The organism is Ruminiclostridium papyrosolvens C7, from assembly GCF_000421965.1.
Taxonomy (GTDB): Bacteria; Bacillota; Clostridia; order Acetivibrionales; family DSM-1351; genus Ruminiclostridium; species Ruminiclostridium papyrosolvens_A.
Genome location: NZ_ATAY01000020.1, coordinates 423,789 through 446,023, shown reverse-complemented (window position 1 = coordinate 446,023; position 22,235 = coordinate 423,789). Strand labels below are relative to the sequence as shown.

16 protein-coding genes and 1 riboswitch are annotated in these 22,235 nt (G+C 36.2%); of the genes, 1 reads left to right on the top strand and 15 read right to left on the bottom strand.

Going from position 1 to position 22,235, the window contains the following annotated elements; translation table 11 throughout:
- Nucleotides 1-48 precede the first annotated feature (48 nt).
- On the bottom strand, nucleotides 49-2,664 hold the full coding sequence (ppsA, locus tag L323_RS27070; RefSeq protein WP_020814774.1) for a phosphoenolpyruvate synthase: 2,616 nt from the start codon (nucleotides 2,662-2,664) through the stop codon (nucleotides 49-51).
- A 268-nt stretch (nucleotides 2,665-2,932) separates the two neighbouring features.
- Nucleotides 2,933-4,264 (bottom strand): cellulase family glycosylhydrolase, encoded by a 1,332-nt coding sequence (locus L323_RS27065; RefSeq protein ID WP_020814773.1) that lies wholly within the window; start codon nucleotides 4,262-4,264, stop codon nucleotides 2,933-2,935.
- A gap of 143 nt (nucleotides 4,265-4,407) precedes the next feature.
- On the opposite strand from L323_RS27065, the gene L323_RS27060 reads away from it, so the two are divergent.
- Nucleotides 4,408-5,295: an AraC family transcriptional regulator gene (locus tag L323_RS27060; RefSeq protein WP_020814772.1), complete on the top strand. Its 888-nt coding sequence runs from the start codon at nucleotides 4,408-4,410 to the stop codon at nucleotides 5,293-5,295.
- Between the two features lie 7 nt (nucleotides 5,296-5,302).
- On the opposite strand, the gene L323_RS27055 is transcribed toward L323_RS27060, so the two are convergent.
- The 13 genes from L323_RS27055 to L323_RS26995 form a co-directional block, all read right to left on the bottom strand.
- Entirely contained in the window at nucleotides 5,303-7,816 is a 2,514-nt protein-coding gene (locus tag L323_RS27055; RefSeq protein ID WP_020814771.1) for a cation-translocating P-type ATPase, read from the bottom strand.
- 68 nt (nucleotides 7,817-7,884) lie between these two features.
- A riboswitch (NiCo riboswitch) is annotated at nucleotides 7,885-7,983 on the bottom strand.
- A gap of 240 nt (nucleotides 7,984-8,223) precedes the next feature.
- Nucleotides 8,224-9,462: a serine hydroxymethyltransferase gene (gene glyA, locus L323_RS27050; protein ID WP_020814770.1), complete on the bottom strand. Its 1,239-nt coding sequence runs from the start codon at nucleotides 9,460-9,462 to the stop codon at nucleotides 8,224-8,226.
- A 137-nt stretch (nucleotides 9,463-9,599) separates the two neighbouring features.
- Nucleotides 9,600-10,592 (bottom strand): AIR synthase family protein, encoded by a 993-nt coding sequence (locus L323_RS27045; protein WP_020814769.1) that lies wholly within the window; start codon nucleotides 10,590-10,592, stop codon nucleotides 9,600-9,602.
- A 122-nt stretch (nucleotides 10,593-10,714) separates the two neighbouring features.
- Nucleotides 10,715-11,425, bottom strand: a complete 711-nt coding sequence (locus L323_RS27040; protein ID WP_020814768.1) for a DUF2225 domain-containing protein — start codon at nucleotides 11,423-11,425, stop codon at nucleotides 10,715-10,717.
- 301 nt (nucleotides 11,426-11,726) lie between these two features.
- Nucleotides 11,727-12,902, bottom strand: coding sequence for a tRNA uracil 4-sulfurtransferase ThiI (gene thiI / locus L323_RS27035; protein WP_020814767.1), 1,176 nt, complete (start codon nucleotides 12,900-12,902; stop codon nucleotides 11,727-11,729).
- On the bottom strand, nucleotides 12,899-14,062 hold the full coding sequence (locus L323_RS27030) for a cysteine desulfurase family protein (RefSeq protein ID WP_020814766.1): 1,164 nt from the start codon (nucleotides 14,060-14,062) through the stop codon (nucleotides 12,899-12,901). The genes thiI and L323_RS27030 overlap by 4 nt, the downstream gene beginning before the upstream one ends.
- A gap of 84 nt (nucleotides 14,063-14,146) precedes the next feature.
- Entirely contained in the window at nucleotides 14,147-14,389 is a 243-nt protein-coding gene (locus L323_RS27025) for a hypothetical protein (protein ID WP_020814765.1), read from the bottom strand.
- 50 nt (nucleotides 14,390-14,439) lie between these two features.
- Nucleotides 14,440-15,240 carry an NADH-quinone oxidoreductase subunit NuoB gene (gene nuoB, locus L323_RS27020; RefSeq protein ID WP_020814764.1) on the bottom strand — a complete coding sequence of 267 codons (801 nt, stop codon included), beginning with the start codon at nucleotides 15,238-15,240 and terminating at the stop codon, nucleotides 14,440-14,442.
- A gap of 23 nt (nucleotides 15,241-15,263) precedes the next feature.
- Nucleotides 15,264-16,856, bottom strand: a complete 1,593-nt coding sequence (locus tag L323_RS27015) for an NADH-quinone oxidoreductase subunit C (RefSeq protein ID WP_020814763.1) — start codon at nucleotides 16,854-16,856, stop codon at nucleotides 15,264-15,266.
- Between the two features lie 3 nt (nucleotides 16,857-16,859).
- Complete coding sequence (locus L323_RS27010) at nucleotides 16,860-18,347, bottom strand: hydrogenase 4 subunit F (protein WP_020814762.1); 1,488 nt, start codon at nucleotides 18,345-18,347, stop codon at nucleotides 16,860-16,862.
- 25 nt (nucleotides 18,348-18,372) lie between these two features.
- Nucleotides 18,373-19,035, bottom strand: coding sequence for a hydrogenase (locus tag L323_RS27005; RefSeq protein WP_020814761.1), 663 nt, complete (start codon nucleotides 19,033-19,035; stop codon nucleotides 18,373-18,375).
- Between the two features lie 26 nt (nucleotides 19,036-19,061).
- Entirely contained in the window at nucleotides 19,062-19,967 is a 906-nt protein-coding gene (locus tag L323_RS27000; protein ID WP_242835247.1) for a respiratory chain complex I subunit 1 family protein, read from the bottom strand.
- A gap of 70 nt (nucleotides 19,968-20,037) precedes the next feature.
- Nucleotides 20,038-22,104 (bottom strand): proton-conducting transporter membrane subunit, encoded by a 2,067-nt coding sequence (locus tag L323_RS26995; RefSeq protein ID WP_020814759.1) that lies wholly within the window; start codon nucleotides 22,102-22,104, stop codon nucleotides 20,038-20,040.
- Between the last annotated feature and the right edge of the window lie 131 nt (nucleotides 22,105-22,235).

Genomic DNA, 22,235 nt, shown 5'->3' with positions numbered 1-22,235 from the left:
AATATGGCGGGATAGATAATTCTTCTTCTCCGTAGTAAGTTAAAGCCTCTAAAGAATTTCTACATACCCTTCTAATCCGTTCACCCGAATTCTATCTCCGTCTTTTATCAATCCGGTAGCATTTTCTACTCCGATAACTGCCGGCAAACCATATTCACGTGCTATAACTGCTCCATGGGTCATCATTCCGCCTACTTCGGTTACCAGACCTTTTATGGATACAAACAGAGGTGTCCAGCTTGGGTCTGTAAAGGCTGTGACTAATATATCTCCTTCTTCCAAATCAGCATTTTTCATATCTAATATAACACGTGCACGTCCTTCCACCACACCTGAAGAAACAGGCAAACCCACAATAGCCCCAGTTGGGAGATTTTCACGTTTATATTTTCCTACAACTATTTCACCATCAGATGTGATAACACGCGGAGGTGTTAGTTTTTCAAATAATTTATACTCTTCCTTACGTTGGTTTATAATCCTGTAATCAACTATATTGGAGCGTACGGCTTCATGAAGTTCTTGAAAAGTTAGATAATATATATCTTCTTTTTCATTAATAATGCTGGCTTGAACCAGCTTTTCTGCTTCTTTCAGTAATGCATTCTTATAAATAAAGTAACGACTGACAATGCTGTATTTAGGGTACTCACGATACCCTGCTAAATTTCGGAGTAGATCTATCATTCTCTTTGTTTCTTCGGCTTTTTGCTTACCCTCCGGCAATAGCTTCAACTGTTCCATTAATTCTTGCTCTTTTTGTAAAGCTTCCTGTCGCCCTTCCTCAAATTTCCTTTTAGAAGCATTAGAGTGAAAATTTTTGATATTACTGAGAATCAATGGAACAAGTGTCTTTGGCTTTTCAATCCATCGAGATTTTGTAATATCGATTTCTCCACTGCATCTCATTCCGTATTTGTTTAAGTACGAAAAAATTGCAGACTTGGTCTCCTGACCACCATCAAGCTTACCCAGTTCATCCAAAAAGTTATCCTCCTGCATACCTTTTAAATATTCAATAACTTGAGGATAAGGACGAATCACATCTGCCACATCCAATAAAGCAAGACCCATTTCCGAAGTAATATTATTGGGTACTGATTGAGATAGTGTATCTGCTACGTTTTTTTCGTCTAGCCACTCTTTCATGTTTTCATTAAGCCATGTAGTAGCCGCTGCAACCGCCATGATTACACCCATGCTCTGGGGATTAAATAAGCTCATCTTAAATTGGAGGGTATCTTCTTGAATAAAATCAAATAAATCTGCTCCTGATTTTGTTTGGATGTTTTGTTTTAATATATCAATAGATTTCTGACTGCTCTCAATTAGAGTAGATACGATTAGCGGATCATTCCCTGCCTGAGCCTGAATCTCCTCAGACAACATGACTTTATTAGCCTTATTTGGGCTCTTATCTTTTTGATCATCCGGTAATGATTTAATAAAATCTCCCCGTTCTATGATGGTTATCAATGCATCTTTTATGAGAGGATCGTGTTGTCCCATGTTGTTTAATAAAATTCCCCTCGTGTCAGGTGAAGCCAGCATTTGCGCAACCTCAACAAAGGCCCTTCCACCGGCTGTATACATATTTCCGGCGGCTGTTAACTGCCAAAAAGATAATCCTAATGGTTTCATGGGGTCGGTCATCATTTGTTGATGTCCCACTGAAATATAAACGTGATCTCCAGTATCGTTGGCTTCAGGGATGGGATATAACGTAGTAATGGGACGGCTCTGGACAATATAAAATGAATCATTCTCAAAACACCATTCAATGTCCTGAGGACAGCCGAAATGTTCTTCAATCATTCTTCCTATTGACTCAAGTTGCAAAATCTGCTCATCCGTCAGCACTTGCCTGTTCTGCATGTCAGGCTCAATTTCCTGCTTTCTGGTACCACCCTCTTTTATAGCATAAATGGCCAGATTCTTTGATGCTATCTTCTTGTCAATAATCTTGCCATTACGTATTTTATAGTTATCTGCATTAACCATCCCGGAGACCAAGGCTTCACCAAGTCCAAAGCCGGCATCTATTGATAATACTTTTCTGTTAGAACTTATGGGATCGGCAGTAAACATTATTCCTGCCGCCTGTGGAAATACCATCTTCTGAATAACAACAGCAATACATACTTTATTATGGTCGAAGCCGTTTTGAATACGGTAAATTATTGCTCTCTCGGTAAATAGCGAAGCCCAGCACTTGCTGACATGGCTTAAGATTGACTTTATTCCAATAATATTCAAATACGTATCCTGCTGGCCTGCAAAAGAGGCATTGGGTAAATCCTCTGAAGTTGCACTGGAGCGTACAGCATATGGATTTTTTTCACCATATTGGGAGAGGAACTGAGTAATATCTTCAATAATTTGGTCAGGAATTACTGTCTCTTCTATTACTCTGCGGATTTCACTGCTGAGTTTACTTATTTTATCACGGTCTTCCGCTTTGAGAATAGACAACTCATTGAGTAATTTGTTAATCTCCGGGATTTCCCAAATAACTGTTTTAAAAGCATCCGTAGAAATACAAAAACCTTCCGGCACACGTATACCTTCAATCTTTGTAAGTTCTCCCAGATTGGTACCCTTCCCCCCTGCAACCATGAGTTTTGTTTTGTCAATTTCCTTAAAACCAATTACATATGAACTCATACGTTCCCCTCCTCTTGTTATTCCTTTTTAAACATCACAAAAACAAACTGGAATATTTATATTTTTTACCTTTTAGAATATTCTATATACCCTTCAACAGTTTGTTTTAGCGTGTTATAGCATTATAGCACCACTAAATTCGAACAAACAGTCTGCATTTTATTTTTTTTATATGTTATAATTAAAGTGGAGAAGAAGCAAAAAGAGCAAAGCTGCAAAAAATGCATACGCTTTGCTCTTAAAATTTTAAATTTTAAATTTTTTAATATTATTTCAGTAATAGTATCTTTAACTTTGCTAAATCAAGTGCATCAATTATTCCATCTCCATTTAAGTCTGCATTTTTTACATTTATAGTGCTATCGGCTCCTAACAGGTACTTTTTCAATAGTGCATAATCAAGAGCATCAACTGAATTATCAGCATTTACATCACCAAGAACTATTGTGGTAGCCTCTTTGTATTGTAAAAACATTGCTGCAAGCTGAGGGTCCTTGATTTTTCCTTCGGTTCTGGAGTAATGAGTGCTGCTATCCCAAAGAAGAGGACAAAATCCCATATCATAGGCAGTTTTACAAACCGTTGTAATATAAAGTCTTACACTGGCTGGATCTTTATTTACTGTGGTAGTACCATATTCTCCTATAATCACAGGAACCCCGTTATTTGAAAACTTGTTTTTCATCTTAGTAAAATCGGTTTTAACCTGATTAATTTCTGCATCTGTTCCCCATGTAGTTGCACATTTGCCCCAGTCAGCGTCCTGTTCAAGAATTGTAAAAGTAGAGGGAGTATAATAATGTACAGAAATAATCAATTTATTACTGATAGTATCCGTTGGCATTTTGAAGCAAGCATCACACGTTAGGTCAATATCGGTTGCATATCCTGCAATCAAAAGGCAACGAGATGCGTTGTTTCCTCCTGATGCCCTTACAATGTTCACAAATTTCTGATTAATATTATTAAGAATATTATATGCTCTTGTTTTATCTTCCCCGGATGAGCCGCCGTATCTGTTCCAAATACTGTTCCAGCAACCCTCCTCATTGAGAGATTCAAATATAAGGTTTTTAGGATAATCCTTGAAATAATTGCTTATTTGAGTCCAGATTGAAGTGTATTTCTTCATACATTCATCATAATCAGTTGCAAATTTTTCAAACCAACCTCCATCCCAGTGAATATTTACAATAGCATAAAGATCGTTAGCTGAACAATAATCTGCTACTTCTTTAACTCGTTTCAGAAGCTCACTATTGATGGTATAATCAGCTGACATAAGATTTGACCAAGCTACTGGGATACGAACAGTTTTGAAGCCTGCTGCGCGAATACCGTCAATCATTTCCTTAGTTGTAACCGGATTGCCCCATGCAGTTTCGTAATCTTTTACCGTGCTTCCGTTTATCCAGTCTCCACAAGCTTCAAGAGTATTTCCTAAATTCCACCCGATGCCCATATTCTTAACTGTCTCAGTAGCTGTTTTATAATCTGTTAATGAAGATGCTGCAAATACATTTGATGTAAATAATAATGATGATAAGAGAGAAAAAATCATAAAAAAAGACATTGTTTTTCTAAATTTCCGACGTTGCATATTAATTATCCTCCACAAAATAAAAATTGAATACATATGTATCCTTTTTTGTTTACTTTATTAAAAATATACAGCAAATGTATATTATATTCCTTGACTTTTTAGTCTAAAAATAGCATTATTTAGACAAGGAGATGAAATAAATGGAGTATATGTATCTTCATTATTTTACGCAAGACCCCGGTTTTCCTTTTTTCATTCAGTATGGATTCCATGACGACGCTATGCCGGAACATTTTCACCACGATTTTTTTGAACTTGTGATAGTTTTAAACGGAACTGCTACTCATATTGTTAATTCAGAAGAATTCTTTATAAAAAAAGGTGATGTATTCGTTTTTAATATGGATATATCCCACGGGTACAAAGATCCCCATAATTTTAAGATAATAAATATAATGTACAAACCTGAACGATTGCACGAAATCTGTAATGATATAAAGAAATCTCCCGGGTACCAGGCCCTTTTTGTCTTAGAGCCATTTTTCAGAAAAAAGTACAGCTTTAGCAACACCCTCTCTCTCTCCATTTCCAGCCTGGAATATATAGCAGAACTTGGAGTTCGTATTAACGAAGAATACAAAAGCAAAGCTCAGGGCTATCAAACTATGATTTACGCTCGTTTTATGGAAATGGTGGTATACTTATCAAGACAATACGTTATTGAAAATAAACACTTGCACGATACATTTATACATCTTGCAAAAGCTGTATTATTTTTAGAAGATAATTACCTTAACCCGATAAAACTTGAAAAGTTGGCAGATGAAGCACATATGTCCATAAGGCATTTTAACAGAATATTTAAGGAGAATTATGGAACTACCCCTTTTAATTATATTCTGCAACTTAGGGTTAATCATGCCTGCTCCCTGCTTAAAAACAGTAAGTTATGTATTGCTGATATAGCACTGGAAAGCGGCTTTTCTGACAGCAACTATTTTTCAAGGCAATTCAAAAAAATTATCGGTATAACCCCCAAGGAATACCGGGCAAGGTATAAATTGATTTATTCAAAAATAGGTTTATGAAATAAAATTACTTAATTTTGCTACGTTTAATTAGCTTTACAATTTCCCACCACATTGTAGCTAAAACTGAAATAGCTATAGCCAGCAAGAAATTTTCTGCATTAAGGGGCGCAGTTTGTACAATACCATTTACTGCCGGTACATAGGTTATGATAATCAGTACTGCAATTATTGTAGAATTAACAGTTATGACAACCTTATCCTTAAAATTAACCATATTTCTGAAAGCAAACTCATTATCAGATTGATTTATGTAAACAAGTAGTAAATTGGATAAACCCAGAACCAGCATTGCAAAGGTTCTTGCTTCTGATTCACCTGCACCGCTTTTAAAAAAGTAAGCATACGATCCGAAAGCAGCAGCAAAAATCATCAGTCCCTGAAATATAGATTTTAATATAAGTGACCCGGTTATAAGTGGCTCGTTATTCGACCGTGGTTTCCTATGCATAATGTCCTTTTCTGCCGGTAATCGTTCAAATACAATAGAGCATGTAGGATCAATAATGAGTTCCAGCAGGACAACATTTACAGGTAATAGAACCAAAGGCATATGAAGTAATGGTGCCAAAAGTGCTATTAATGCTATGGGTATATGTATTACAAGGATATATCCTATTGCTTTTCGGATGTTATCGTAAATTCTTCTGCCATCCCCCACTGATTCGACAATGGTAGAGAAATTATCATCAAGAAGGATCATATCAGATGCTTCCTTTGCAACCCCTGTTCCCCTTTTACCCATTGCTATTCCGATATCTGCATACTTCAAGGCAGGAGCATCGTTTACGCCGTCGCCTGTCATTGCAACGATTTCGCCATTATCACGTAATGCCTTTACTATCCTCATCTTGTGTCTTGGCATAACCCTGGCAAATATATTTGTATTCTTAACTTTTTCCAATAATACCTCATCCGTCATTATTTCAAGTTCCGGCCCGGTTATTACGTTGTTGCTGTGATTTATGCCTATTTCACGTGCTATGGATTGTGCCGTAATTCCATTATCGCCTGTTATCATAATTATTCTTAATCCTGCCGACTTACAAACATCCATTGATTCCCTAACCTTATCTCTTGGAGGGTCCTGTAAACCTATAAGACCAACAAAATCTAACTCACATGCCTTCAATGTATCAGGATATTCTTTCATATCTATACTTCTGGCAACTGCAATAACCCTATACCCCTTGGATGCCAACATTTTTTGCTGTTTAGCAACATTGTTCATATCTTCTTCGGTAAGGCAACATAAGGGTAGTATGCTTTCAGGACTTCCTTTGGCTGCTAATGTTGCAGAGTTGTTTATGCTCCATACATGCCCCATCATTTTAGTATCTGAATTAAATGAATATTCATAAAGTAATGGGTTTTTAAAAATATCCTCTTTATTAGCACCATGACTCTCAACAATGTACTTTAGTAATGCTTTTTCCATTGGATCATAAGGCTCAGTTTCACAAGCCAAGGCTGCCCAGTAAGCCAATTCATAATCATCAAAGCCATTACCCGGGTATGCCTCCTTTACACTCATTTTATTTTTGGTTAGTGTTCCGGTTTTGTCAACGCATAATACAGTAACTGAGCCCAAGGTTTCAACAGAAGGCATTTTCCTTACAAGTGAATTCTTTTTCGCAAGTCTCCAGGCACCCATTGCCAAGAATACAGTAAGAACAACAGGAAATTCCTCAGGTATCATTGCCATAGCCAGAGTAATACCTGAAAGAATACTGTCAACTATACTCCCAGTATGAATAAGTGTAATTACCGAAACCAGTATAAAAAAGCATAACCCTATTAAAGCACAAATTTTTACAAGGTTTCTGGTCTGCTTTTCAAGTGGTGTTGGCCTTTCTGGTACACCAATAATGTCCGTTCCGATTTTACCGTATTGTGTATCCTTGCCTATTGAAAACACCTTGGCAATAGCACTGCCTTGTATTACAGTTGTCCCTGCATAACAAACATCTTTTCTCCAGAAATCTTCACTATTATTATTGTTTTCATTGCCATCATCGTATGTCTTTTTCCATACGATTTCGGATTCTCCCGTCAGAGAAGATTCGTCAACTCCAAAGTCAAACATCTCAATGATTCTGGCATCGGCGGGAATTTTCTCGCCCTCCTCCAATATCATTAAATCGTTAATGGTTATTTCTCTGCTTTCAATACTTGTAATACGGCTATCCCTGACTACACGTATTCTTGGAGAAGCTAATTCTTTTAATGCCTCCAGAGTTTTGTCCGTTCTCCATTCCTGAATAAAGCTGATTCCGGTCATAAATGTAACAAAGCATATCATTATGACACCATCTTGTGCTTCTCCCAAAAAAAAGTATATAATCGCAGTACAAAATAGAAGTAAAAACATGGGTTCTTTAAAAACACTCAGAATTCTTATAAAAAGGTTCTTTTTTTTCTCAGGACTAATTTCATTCATACCATATTTTATTTGACTTTCTTTGGCTTGATTATCAGTAAGTCCTGAATAGTCACCTCTAAAACCAAAAAACTTTGACATACTTCCTCCTTGTATTATAGAAATAAAAAGTACATAGAGCATTAAAAAAACCTGTGAGACTAAAAATACTTAGTCCCACAGGTTTATAACCTGTTGCCGTTTTCGGCCCAGCCCCACACAACTGTCTTGCAATGTTTTCAGCTGCATCGCCTGCTCTAAATTACAGTTTATTTAATTCAATATAGTACATTGTATTATATTGATATTAAAAGTGTCAACAATTTTATTAAATAAATATTAATATTATTAAGTTAATATTTAATATTATTAAGTAAGTGAGAATAATTATTAATTATTAATGATAATTAATATCAATTTATCTGACATACTGTAATATTAAAATAAATGGTAAAACTAAAAAATCCTGTAACGGTAAATACCGATACAGGACTTTTAAACTAATTTTTTTATTTATATAATGGATATTTATTGCAAAGAATTTCAGCTCTCTTTGAAATACTGGATTTTGAATTTTCAAAATCTGTGATTGTTAGATAAATCAAGTCTGCAATCTCTTTCATATCTTCCTCATTCATTCCTCTGCTTGTTACAGCCGGAGTACCGAGTCTTATACCACTAGTGATAAATGGACTCTGAGTATCAAAAGGAATACCGTTTTTGTTACATGTTATGCATACTTCATCCAATCTGTGCTGAGCTTCCTTACCTGTAATATTCATATTAGTCAGGTTTATAAGCATAAGGTGGTTGTCTGTACCGTCAGAAACCAGTTTGAAACCTTTTTCCATAAGTGCGGAAGCCAAAGCCTTTGCATTTTTAACAATGTTCTGCTGATACGTTTTGAATTCATCGGTAAGTGCTTCTTTGAAGCTAACTGCTTTAGCAGCGATAACGTGCATCAATGGGCCACCCTGATTTCCAGGGAACACAGCACTGTCGATTTTCTTTGCATATTCCTGTTTGCAGAGAATCATACCGCCTCTTGGGCCTCTTAAAGTCTTGTGAGTTGTAGTTGTTACAACGTCAGCATATGGAACAGGATTTGGATGCAATCCTGCAGCAACAAGACCTGCGATGTGAGCCATATCAACCATAAGAATTGCTCCGACTTCATCTGCAATTTCCCTGAACACCTTAAAATCAAGTGTTCTAGGATATGCACTTGCTCCTGCTACAATTATTTTTGGTGAGCTTTCCTTAGCGGTTTTTCTCAGCTCATCATAATCTATGTAACAATTGTCCTCTCTTACACCATATGGTACGACATTATAGTATTTTCCTGATATGTTTACAGGACTACCATGGCTTAAATGTCCTCCATGGGCAAGATTCATTCCGAGAATAGTATCTCCGGGATTCAGAAAAGCAAAGTAAACTGCTGTATTAGCCTGTGCTCCGGAATGTGGCTGAACATTTGCATGATCCGCACCAAAAATCTGCTTTGCTCTGTCAATAGCCAACTGTTCAACTATATCAACGTACTCGCAGCCTCCGTAATATCTTTTTCCGGGATACCCTTCAGCATATTTGTTCGTTAACGGTGTGCCAAGTGCCTCTATAACAGCATCACTTACAAAATTCTCTGAAGCAATCAATTCTATCTTATTTCTCTGTCTGTTAACTTCCAACTCAATAGCTTCTGCTAATTGAGGGTCCATCTTCTTTATTGTATCAATATTGTACATAAAATGCCTCCACTCCAATGTCATTAATATACGACATTTGCTCGTTATTTTATCCACGCAAGTAAAATTATAATAAAATAACCATATATATGTCAATTAAATATGCAAATATCGCACTAATATTACATATTTATGCATTATTTTATTACTTTGTACAGTTCATCAGGGCCGGGAGCATCAATATCCACTACAGTCCCTTCTTGCTTACTTATCAGTATTCTCCCTGAATTTTTGTCAGTAATTAATCCAATTATGGATGCCTTAATATTATTTTTTTTGAGAAGTCTTACCAGACCCTCGCCATCCTGACAGGTTATAATCATACATCCACTGGAAATTAGTCTTAAAGCATTTATCCCAAAGTAGTCACAAATTCTTCGTGTAACAGGCTCTATCGGTATTGAGTCCTTATTTACAGTTATACCCGTAGAAGATGCTTCTGCGATTTCCCAAGCAGCTCCAAGTACTCCTCCTTCAGTAATATCATGCATCGATGTTGCACCAAACCCGCCTGCAATAACACCTTCGGGGACTACACTTATGGAATTTATAAAACTTTTTGCATGTTGAAGCTCGTTTTTATCCAGATAACGTGATAATTCATCCTCAAAATCATCTGCAATAATTGCAGTACCCTCAAGTCCGGCACATTTGGTTAAAATAACACTGTCTCCCGGTTTTGCTCCTGCAGATGATATTACTTTATCTTTAAGCACTTTTCCTACGCAGGTTGTAGACAGAATAATCTTATTAACGGCAGGTGTCACTTCTGTATGGCCTCCGATAATTTCTACATTCAGTTGTCCGGCAGTTTCACAAACCTGTTCCATAAGCTGTTCCAGCTCGGTTTCTGTCGTTCCGACGGGGCACAATATAGTAACCATCATGCCCAACGGTTCAACACCGGAGGAAGCTATATCATTACAGGAAATATGAACAGCAAGCCGTCCTGCATTTTTACCGGCAGCTGTTATGGGGTCCGTAGACATGACACAGGCATATTTATCAAATTCTATTGCGGCACAGTCCTCACCGATGCCGGGACGCATAATAACTTCTTTTCTAAAAGTATTAATTTTTCCAATAATTAGTTTATTTAATATGTCGTTTGGTACTTTACCAGCTTCCATGTATTATCTTTAAGCCTCCCGTGCCGATAATCGGCCTTAATGTTGCAGTTATTTAAATAGTATAGCATAAGAAACGGATTAAAACAGGGGTACACCTGATTTAATCCGCTAAGTTTGAATTTTTACTGGTTATTTAATGATTCAGTTTCAACACTGCCTTCATTTGCTGCCAATTGGTCTTTTGCCAACTGATACTGTTCTCTGGCCATGTCGATTAATTTTGGATTACTTCTTGCCCCACTGGAGGAAACAATTCTGCTGAACCAAAGTACTGATTCATTAAGTTTCCCTATTCGTCTGTATAGCTCTGCTATTATGTACATACAAGTGTATTCGTCTAGTTTGTCCAGCGGAAACCTCTCTTTTTGATACGCTTCATTATAGGCATCTACCGCAAAAGTTAGAAAATCTATTTCCTTTTTATCCTCTTTTGCTCTGTATAGCCAAGCAATTCTAAGACAAACTTTAGCTATTTCACTGCTTTTGGCCTTTCTTACCTGTAGATTTAAAAGAGCGAGTTTAAATGCTTCCAGAGCATGCTCTACGTCTCTTTCACCTAAAAAGCTTCTTCTGGTCCAATGACTGGAAATCTTATCTCTTACTACAGAAATGTCCCTTGTAAAAATACTTTCAAACTTATCCTGCAAAGACGCATAACCGCAATGTTCACAGACCCAGACATCATAAAAGAGTACATTAATACCTTCATAATAAACACATAAATCAGTATCTCTTGATTTTACCCTGCACCCTTTAGTCTTAACTTTAGTGACCTCAATTTCCCTGTTGCAAACAGGACATATAACTTTTTTGTTGTAAAGTAAATCATTCATGGCAATACCCCTAGTCTTTTTAATCAGTCAAATTCAATAATTCATAAGTTCTTTTGTCCACAGCATGTTCTCCTCAGATAGGCTTACAAATATCTACACTTCTATACTAATTCTTCAACTATTTATTTTGCCGCCTCTATCATAATATGATTCTCTATATAATACAAATTTATGGAAACATTTTTTCAATATATTCCAACAAATTCTTTGCTAAAATTATTTTACCATAATTATAATTGTATGTGGGTATTTTGCGAAAAAATCACCCATATTTTATTATTTTCCTACCAGTTCAAGGAAATTAAGGCTTAATAATAATCACTTCGGTATTTTCAACTGCAGTATTTATAAGCGGCTCAAAGTCAACAACCGACTCAGACTCTAGTATTTTTTCAAGCTTTGGTTTGGTTTGAGGGTGTTTTGCAACAAACACGGTACAGCAATCTTCATACGGAAGTACCGAGGTATCAAAAGTTTCAATTCTACGTGCTATGTCTACCACTTCAACTTTGTCCATACCAATTAACGGCCTGAATACAGGCATATTTACAGCGGCATCCGTACAGTAAAGGCTCTGCATGGTCTGACTTGCAACCTGACCCATACTTTCCCCGGTAATAAGTGCCATGGCATTTACTTTTTCAGCTACTTGCTCTGCAATTTTCATCATAATCCTTCGCATAATAATGGTAAGCTGCTCTTCGGGACAATTGTCGTTGATTTTAAGTTGTATTTCTGTAAATGGAACAACATGAAGCCGAATTTTACCACAGTATTGGGCCATTATCTGAGCGAGATCAATTACTTTTTGCTTTGCTCTTTCACTTGTATAAGGGTAGCTATAGAAATGTATTGCTTCAATCTCCACACCTCTTTTACCCATCATCCATCCTGCGACAGGACTGTCAATTCCTCCTGAAAGAAGCAGAAGTGCTTTACCGTTTGAACCAAGAGGCATACCTCCCTGAGCCTTAAACATTTCAGAATAAATGTAAGTGCTTTCTCTTACTTCAAGATACAGGATGAAATCAGGATTTTTTACATCCACAGATAGTCCCTCTATATTTTCTAATATAAATCCTCCTACATCGGCGCTGATTTCAGGCGACTGCATAGGAAATCTCTTGTTTCCTCTTTTGGTCTCAACCTTGAAAGTCTTGTATCCCTTTTCTTCTACAAGTTTAGAAGCCATTTTAAGAGACGTAGCCTTGATTGTCTCATAATCGGTTTCAACCTTCCAGACTGGGCTTACAGAAACAACACCAAATACCTTGGCTACCTTTGCAAGCACTGAATCAAAGTCATAGTTTTCATCCTGAGGTTCAATGTAAATTCTGCCCTGAGATTTTATTACCTTGGCTTTTCCAAATTTAAAAATGGCACTCTTTATATTACCAATAAGTTTATCTTCAAAAACGGGCCTGTTTAAACCCTTTAGAATTATCTCGCCATAGCGTACCAATATTATTTTATTCATCTCTTACCTCCACGTTTTATACTTATAATCGGAATAATTTCTTTGAGTGCCTCAATGGTTTCATCCATTTCACATATATTGTTGGCATGTGATAAACTGAAACGTATTGCACCGTCTATATATTTAGGACTTACACCCATGGCTTTTAATACATGACTGTGATGTGTCTTTCGCGAAGAACATGCCGAGCCGGTTGAAACAAATATATTTTTTTGCTCAAGGTGATGTAGCAGTACTTCCGATTTTAAATTTGGAAATGAAACATTTATAATGTACGGTGATGCGCTATCGGGTGAGTTGACAACCGCATCCTCAAATGTTTCATTTATTCTTTTTACAAAATGGTTTCTAAGTTCGTTTGTGCTTTTATAATTATCATCAAGCTTTGAAAATATTATTTCTGCTGCCATACCGAAACCGCAAATACCCGGTACATTTTCAGTACCCGACCTCAATGTAGATTCCTGACCTCCGCCTATCAAAACAGGTTTCAATCTCAGTCCTTTACGGATATACAGTCCTCCAACACCTTTTGGACCGTGTATTTTATGTGAACTGAAAGACATTAAGCCGATATTACAGGTTGACGGGTTTATTAGTGTTTTTCCAAAAGCCTGAACCGCATCAACATGAATTACAGCCTTGGGACATAGTTTTTTTCTAAGATTACAAATTTCTTCTATTGGTTGTATAGAACCCGTTTCATTGTTTGTATGAATGACGCTTATTATGGATGTATCATCTGAAACAATATCCTTTAAGACTTCCAATCTTATAACTCCGTTGTTGTCAACAGGAATAAAATCTACTTTATATCCTTCCCGAGCTAATTGCTTGTATACTTCTAAAACAGATGGATGTTCTATTTCACTTGTTATGACATGTTTACCTGCTCTCGGGTTTGCCTTCAGATAACCCAATATTGCCAGATTATTTGATTCAGTGCCTCCCGATGTAAAGCAAATATCTTTTGAATCAACTTTTAAAGCTTCAGCAATCTGTGTTCTTGCTTTCTTTACCAGATTTTCTGATTCGATACCTTTTGTATGTAATGAAGACGGGTTTCCGTAAAACTCTCTGCTTACTTTTGCAACATATTCAATAACTTCATCGTATGGCTTTGTGGTAGCACTGTTATCGAGATAAATCTCATTGTTCATATATAACCTCTCATAATTATAACTCGAGCAGCTTATCCCGAGTTATATACTGATTCAAATATATTATTAGTATATATTAATTTTTTATTTCTTTTGGTTATTTTCTTTTTCTTCTAGTTTCTTACTTAGTTTCTTTACCTGATCCTTTGTTATGTGTTCTTTCATAAAGTCCTGAATTGTAACACTACGATATTCATCTACTTCGTCAATACACCTTCCACAATCATCACAATGTTTTGTAGGATCAAGATCACATATATCACATTCACCGCAATCTATACATTTTCTGTCATATAGCTCACATTGGTCTTTCATTCTTACTTGCACGACAACCCTCCAAATCGTGCTACCTCCTTCTGGCATAATATATATGGAACTTATAATCGTCCGATTGCTTTTAGTATACCATAAATTAATGCCTGAGGCCTAGGGGGGCAGCCCGGAATATATACATCTACTGGTAAAATCGTGTCAATCCCATTTCTTCCTGCATAACTGTCCTTGAAAAGTCCACCGCTGCAAGCACAGGCTCCTACAGCTACTACCAGTTTGGGAGATGGCGTCGCATTATAGGTTTTGACCAATGCTTCTTCCATATTTCTTGAAACGCAGCCCGTCACCAGAAGCATGTCTGCATGTCTGGGAGATGCAACGAAGTGTATACCAAATCTTTCAATATCGTTATATGGCCCGTTAAGTGCCTGAATCTCATAATCGCAACCATTACAAGAGCCGGCATCAACTTCTCTGATATTAAGGCTTCTTCCAAATTTCTTACCGACTTTTTCATTTAACTTTTTGCCAATCAGTTCATAATCAGTACCACTTATTTCCTCATCTCTTACATATAACGGTGCAGCTCTAAGCAAATCTCTGCTTTTCTGAGCAAGCTCAAAATTATTGGATAATCTTACGGCCTGATTTGAACAGGCTTCTTCACAAAACTTGCAAAATATACACTCATCAGCATTAACTGCTGGTAATTTCTCTTTTTCCCCGTCCTTGTCAACCGTAACCACTGCCCCCGTGGGACAAGCAGAAATACATTTACCGCACCGTGTGCATTTTGAATAATCAAACTCTGGAATACCTGTAATATAAGTACTTTTTGTATTCTTTTTTGGATATTCTACAGTAACCGTACCATGCTGTATCATCTTTTTTACTATGTTATACATTATTCCTCCTAATACATGCGCGTTTATAAATCGTTTCCTGCATACGAGAGATTAAAGCTTTTATTTATTAACGGGAAGTCCGTCAAAGTATTAGTATTTACCGCATGACAAAGAGCCGGCCAGTTACAGAAAGACGGTGTTCTTACTTTATAGCGGAAAATAGTGTTATTTTCACCTGTCATTACAAAATGTATATTTTCGCCTCTGGGAGACTCTGTCATTCCAAATCCATAGGAATATGGCTTCAGATTTCCAATATCAACAGACACAGGCCCCTCCTCCGGCATTTTTCCCAATACCTGCTTTATAATATTTACAGACTCCATTACTTCTTCTATTTTTACATTCATTCTGCAATTAACGTCACAATTACCATGTTCCGGAATATTAAATTTAAGTTTTGAATATGCGGCATAAGGGAATTCCTTCCTAACATCGGTTTTTACACCACTGGCTCTTCCTGCGGGCCCGACCACATTCAAATCAACTGCAATGGAATTCTCTAATATCCCGGTGTGCTCTACCCTATCTATAAACATTCCGTTATTTTTTATAACAGATACTGTTTCCTTAAACTCTTTATCCAACTTGTTAATGCATTCCAGAATAATCTTCTCATTATTACGTATAAAGTCACGTCTTAAACCACCTGGTTTATTAGTATTCCTGAGAAATCTGCTGCCTGTAAGTTGTTCATTCAGAAGTTGTATCCATCTCCTCATCATTCCCAACTGGCCTGATGGAAATATATAAGCCGTATCTACACATAGTCCAGATATATCCCCCAAATGACCACATATACGTTCAAGTTCCGCAAATATTACTCTCGAATATGCTGCACGTTCTGGAATATATGTGATACCGTTAAGCTTTTCAATTGCCTGACAGAAAGCGAGTGAATTGGTAAATGTCTCATCCCCCGAAATCCTTTCAGAAAACAAAAGAGCCTTCATATAATGCTGGTTTTCACATAGTTTCTCAAGTCCACGGTGTACATAATATAGTTTTGCTTCAAGGTTTATTATTGGTTCCCCTGCCACACTGAACCGGAAATGTCCCGGCTCAATAATACCCGCATGAACAGGCCCCACAGGCACTTCAAAAACACCCTTACCGGTAATAGTTGCAAACTCTAAATCCCTCTGCTGAAACGGAATATGTTTATTGGTTTTGAAGTCCTTTCTTAAAGGGTGAACGTTCAGAGGGAAATTTCCGTGGTGAACCAGCTCTCTGCTGTCAGGACATCCGTTAAAGTCTTTACCATACATATCATGAATCTCACGTTCATACAAGCTGGCAGCCGGAACATCCAAAGCTATGGAATCAATTCTTACTGAACCGTCATTCTCAAGTTTCGAATACAATGTAACCAACGTATTTGATGATCTTACCGCAAATGTGTAATATACAGTAAGCTTATTGTCAATTGGCGTAGTATCATTTGCAAATAAATCAACAAGCACACATTCAATATTTTTATATACATTAATGCAGTCCTCCTTCACAGTGGAAGAAGAAATACAGAAGTAGACTTCATTTTCATTGATAAGCCTGCTTTCAAGTACATGAGTGGATAATAATCTATTTATAGTATCAAATATAGCTTCCGAAACCATAAGCTACTCCCCCATTCCCAGTATAATATTGGTTGTATTGTCCATTAACTCTTTGAAGGGAGTCGGAATATATATCCCTGCCAAAAATGTAATACATAAAAGAATAATAAGTACCGCAGGCCCGATAATATCCAGTTCACCCTGTTTTATTTCAGGGTTGCTATTTTTACCATAAAACATTTTTCCCAACTGTTTTGTAAATCCGGCAAAAATCATTGAAAGAAATAGTAAAAGCAAAGCCGTTACCAGATATTTTTTTGAAAACAGTGCCCCCACAACAGTATTAAATTCACTCATAAACACACCAAAAGGAGGCATACCGGTTATGGCAAAAGTGCCAAGGACAAAAACAATTCCCGTTACAGGCATTGTTTTTATAAGGCCATGAATACTTGAAATTTTTTTGGTATGGTGTTTTAAATAAACATTCCCCGTTGCCAGAAACAGCATCAGTTTTGTCATTGCGTGATTAAAGGTATGGTAAAGTGCTGCAAAAATGCTTACCGGCGTACAAATTCCAAGACCTAAAGCAATGATTCCCATATGTTCTATACTGGAATACGCCAATATACGTTTATAATCCTGCTGAACCAGTATGAATACAGCAGCGGTACCAATTGAAAGTACGCTCAGTACAATCAGCAGATTTCCGGTGTAATTACTGCTTCCCAGACATTTATTCACAATTGACATAACCCTTATTACTCCATACATTGCTGTATTGAGCAATACTCCGGATAAAAGTGCACTTACAGGAGAAGGTGCCTGACTGTGAGCATCCGGAAGCCACGTATGCATAGGCGAAAAACCAACCTTTGTACCAAAACCTATTAATATAAAAATAAATGCTATTTTTAAAATACTCGGGTCAAGTGCAACCGCATATTTGATAAGATAACTCCAATCAAGTCCCGAAATCCTTGCTCCTCCCAACTTAACAGTTGACGAGTAAAACAGGAGGATTATTCCAAGCAGAGCAAACGCAATACCAACCGAACAAATAATAAGGTACTTCCAAGCAGCTTCAATTGCACGTTTGTTGTTGTAAAAACCAACCAAAAACGCAGAAGCCAGAGTAGTGGCTTCAATAGAAATCCACATGACTCCCATGTTACGAGTTGTTAAAGCAATTATCATTGATAGAACAAATGCATTGGATAATGAATAATACAACTTTAACTTACCAATGGTAATAACCTTTTTCTTCAATTCCTGTCCAAAATAACTTATTGAGTACAGAGAAACTAAAAAGAATGCCAGTGTAGTTATAAACAATATGTAACCGCTTAGTGAGTCCATATAAAAAATATTTTTTAATAAACCAGAGCTTGCAATTACCTTATTATTATTAATATCAATAAGTGACAGGATTGATATTATCAGTAATCCTGCTGCCCCAATTAAATTTATAGCATGTATAAATATTCTATTTTTACTGATCCATACCAGCCCGCCTGCCAGTACCGGTATAATTATAAATGCCGGAATCATATGCCCTCCCTGAAACTCTATTAATTTAACCTTTTAAATGCTTTAATTTGTTTACATCTATTGAATCAAACGTACTATTAATCTTAAAAACAAATATACCCATAATCAAAAATGCAGTTAATAAATCAAAGAAAAGACCAAGCTCAACAATCATCGGCATACCATCAGTAGTCATCATGGCAGCGAGAAACAATCCATTCTCGATTACAAGAAATCCAATAATCTGTCCCAATGCCTTTTTTCTGCTTATCATGAAGAATAATCCAATCATTACAACGGATAAAGAATAAATAAGATAATTTTCAGTTGTCGGATTTGTAATACCTTCTACATGATGAACTACGTACCAACAAAGAACAACCAGTCCGCAGCATATAAGCATTGAAATAGGAATATTTATAAAAAAATCCTTTTCTACCTTGTATTCCACCCTGTCGGAGGTCTTTCTCATAGCCATTGGAATTACTATCACTTTAAATACCACAATCAACAAAAATATAAAAATAACCTCATCAAACTTTTTTGTCTCAATCATACTTTTGACTGAAATAATCAGTGAAATTAAAGCAAGTAAGAGTGACTGAAGTCTGAATGTAGTAATATAGGCATTTTGACGCTTATTTGCCACAAGCGTAAAAGACGAAATCAATATAAGAATTGCTAAAAGGTTTAAAACATTATTGTACATTTATTTACCTCCTTACCATATTGTTTTTATCTTAAAACAAAGCGGGTTAAAAAACCTAAAACAGCAATAATGAGAGCAATTACAGCATAGTTTGGAAGACTGAAAAGCCTGAATTTGACTGTATTAATCTCAATAAAACCAACTAAAAAGGTAATTATTATTAATTTTAACAGATATATACCAAGTCCAGCTAATATATTTTCCATGTTCAAACCAACAGGAATTAATATGTTAGCCATAAATGTCATAAATACCAATTGCTTTATATATGTACCCATTTCAATGAAAGCCAGATGCCTACCTGAGTATTCCAAAGTCATAGCTTCGTGTACCATGGTAAGCTCAAGATGTGTTGAAGGGTCATCAACCGGAATCCTAGATGACTCTGCAATCATTACCATCAGCATGGCTGCAAACAGCAATATATTTATAGTTGAAAAAGTACTAGAGCTGTTTTTTACTGCGTAATCATATATTGAAAAAACACTTGTTGAAGCAATCTCGGGGTTTGCTCCTACGGTAATAATAATAAGAAAGAGCGCAGGTTCAACCAAAGCTGAAACCAGTAATTCTCTGCTGCTTCCCATTCCTCCAAAGGTACTTCCGGTATCCAGTCCTGCCAGAGCCATAAAAATACGTCCGGCTACCAAAAGATAAACTATTACCAGAAGGTCAGTATAAAAGGAAAACCCTTTAAACTGATATACTACAGGCAAGCACATAACTGCAGCAAGAGAGGTTATAAAATAAACATATGGTGCCACATTGTAAATCCATGAAGAAGTACTTGAAACCACTAAATCTTTTTTTAATAGCTTTATCAGATCATAATAGGGTTGAAAAACTGATGCACCTATTTTATGCTGTATTTTTGATTTGATTTTCCTTATTATCCCGGTAAATAGCGGAGCTATTAAAAGTAAAAAAAACATTTGAAAAATAAACTTCAATATTGACATAAACATATTAACAATCCTTTTTATTGTTGATAAATTTTTATAATCATGCCGTAAATGAATAATATAGAAGCATAAGCACCATAATCCCAAAGAAATACATTAAATAAGCATGTATACTCCCTGTCTGAACAGTAAAACGAATTTTCCTTGAAAAATGAATTATATTACTCACAACAGGTTGATATAGATATTTTTCAAAAAATTTTACCGTAGATGTTGTATATCTTCCCGCTTTAATATGATAAGGCGCAGTTCCTTCGGTTATTTCCAAGTCCCTTGCAGGTTTAAAGAATCCTCTGAATATAATTCTCAAAGATTTAGAAAATCCTGTCGCAGAATACTGCATTTTAGAATTTATTTTTGTAAATCCGCAATCCCATGTATTATAACGTTCAATAGAGGTTCTTTTCCTCAATGCCATTACTACCAATAGTAATAAACCTCCCAATACTACCAGCAAAATAGCAATAAGGCCCGAAGATATACTCAAAATACTGTTATCCGCCGGATAATACCGTGATGGCAATTGTGACCAGTCTGTTGCTAACAGCTTTAAATTAATCAATTGACTGCCAACACTGTCTATAAGTCTTATGGCATAATTGGGGAAAATACCAAGCAATAGACAGAGCATTGCTGCTGATGCAAGTGCCACAAGCATAGGCTTTCCCGGCTCCACGGCACTTTCTGCCTCTTTACTTCTTGGCATTCCCAGGAAGCTAATACCGAAAAATTTAACAAAACAGAATGCAACTAAAGCTCCGGTTAAAGCAAGTGCAGCTGCAGCAACCATTAGGACTAAAACCAGCAGGAAGCTTTGGGATGGTGCAAAATGGCTGATACTGCTAATAATCATCTTAAAAATCATATATTCACTTATGAAGCCGTTAAAGGGCGGTACTGCAGAAATAGAAAGGCAACCTATAAAAATAAACACTGAGGCTATAGGCATTTTTTTTATTAACCCGCCCAGTTTCTCCATATTTTTGGTATGTGCTGAATATTGAACTGCACCTGCACCCATGAAAAGCAGTGATTTGAAAACTGCGTGATTCAATGTATGCAGAAGTGTTGCAGTTAAGGACAGAGAGAGCAGAAAATAATTGCCCGATGCTCTTGCAATAAGCATTATTCCAAGACCTGCCAAAATAATTCCCATATTTTCAATGCTGGAATATGCCAATAACCTTTTAATATTTGTGGTAGAAGCAATAGAATATGTAATTCCGATTAATGCTGAAGCAATACCTGTGCAAAGAACTATTACTCCCCACCACAAATCACCAGCAGGAAGAATGTTAAAGATAAATCTTATAAGACCATAAACAGCCATCTTTATCATTACACCCGACATCAATGCTGATATATTACTTGGAGCTACCGGGTGGGCATATGGCAACCAGATATGAACAGGTATTATACCTGCTTTGGTTCCAAACCCAATAAGCAAAAGTATAAAAATGATATTAGCAGCACCTTGCGGTATGGATTGTAAATTAATTGATGTAAAATTAAAACTGCCTGTATAGGCTGCAATCAAAACAAAGGCTGCAGTAATACAAGCTGTTCCGATATAAGTCATTATAATGTATATCCTGCCGGCTTTCTGAACATCCTCTTTTTCATGCTCGAATATAACGAGAAAAAAAGAAACAAGAGACATCAGCTCCCAAAAGACTAAGAAAAGCAACAGGTTACTACTTGAGACCAAAAGAACCATTGAAACAATAAACAGGTTGTACAAACAACCGAAAACAGCTATATTCTTTTTGGAAAAGTAGTGGGACATATATGTATATGAGAATAACGAAACAATAATTGCTACTATTGAAATAATCATTATAAAAAATGCAGATAGATTATCAATATTAAACTTTATAGCCAAAAAAGGAATATTTGTATTAAAATTAATATTTATTGCTACGTCTCTGGAATATATCAACTTGCAAATCATTAAGAATGTAAGTAAGCTGCTTGCTAAAAGTGCAAAGGTATTTGCCAATCTGTTGGACCACTTTGAACTTGAGAATGAAGCTAGAGATGTCAATGCTCCTGTTATATATAAAATTACACTTACTATGAAGAACACTGCTATTTGATTTGACGACATGAACTACAAACCTCCAAAGAACTCCTTATTATAAAGACCTAATAAACACAGGTTATATAATACTACCATGGATTTTAAATGTCAAATAAGCACGAGTCTTTGTATGTAAATGATATGATTTTAATTTATTA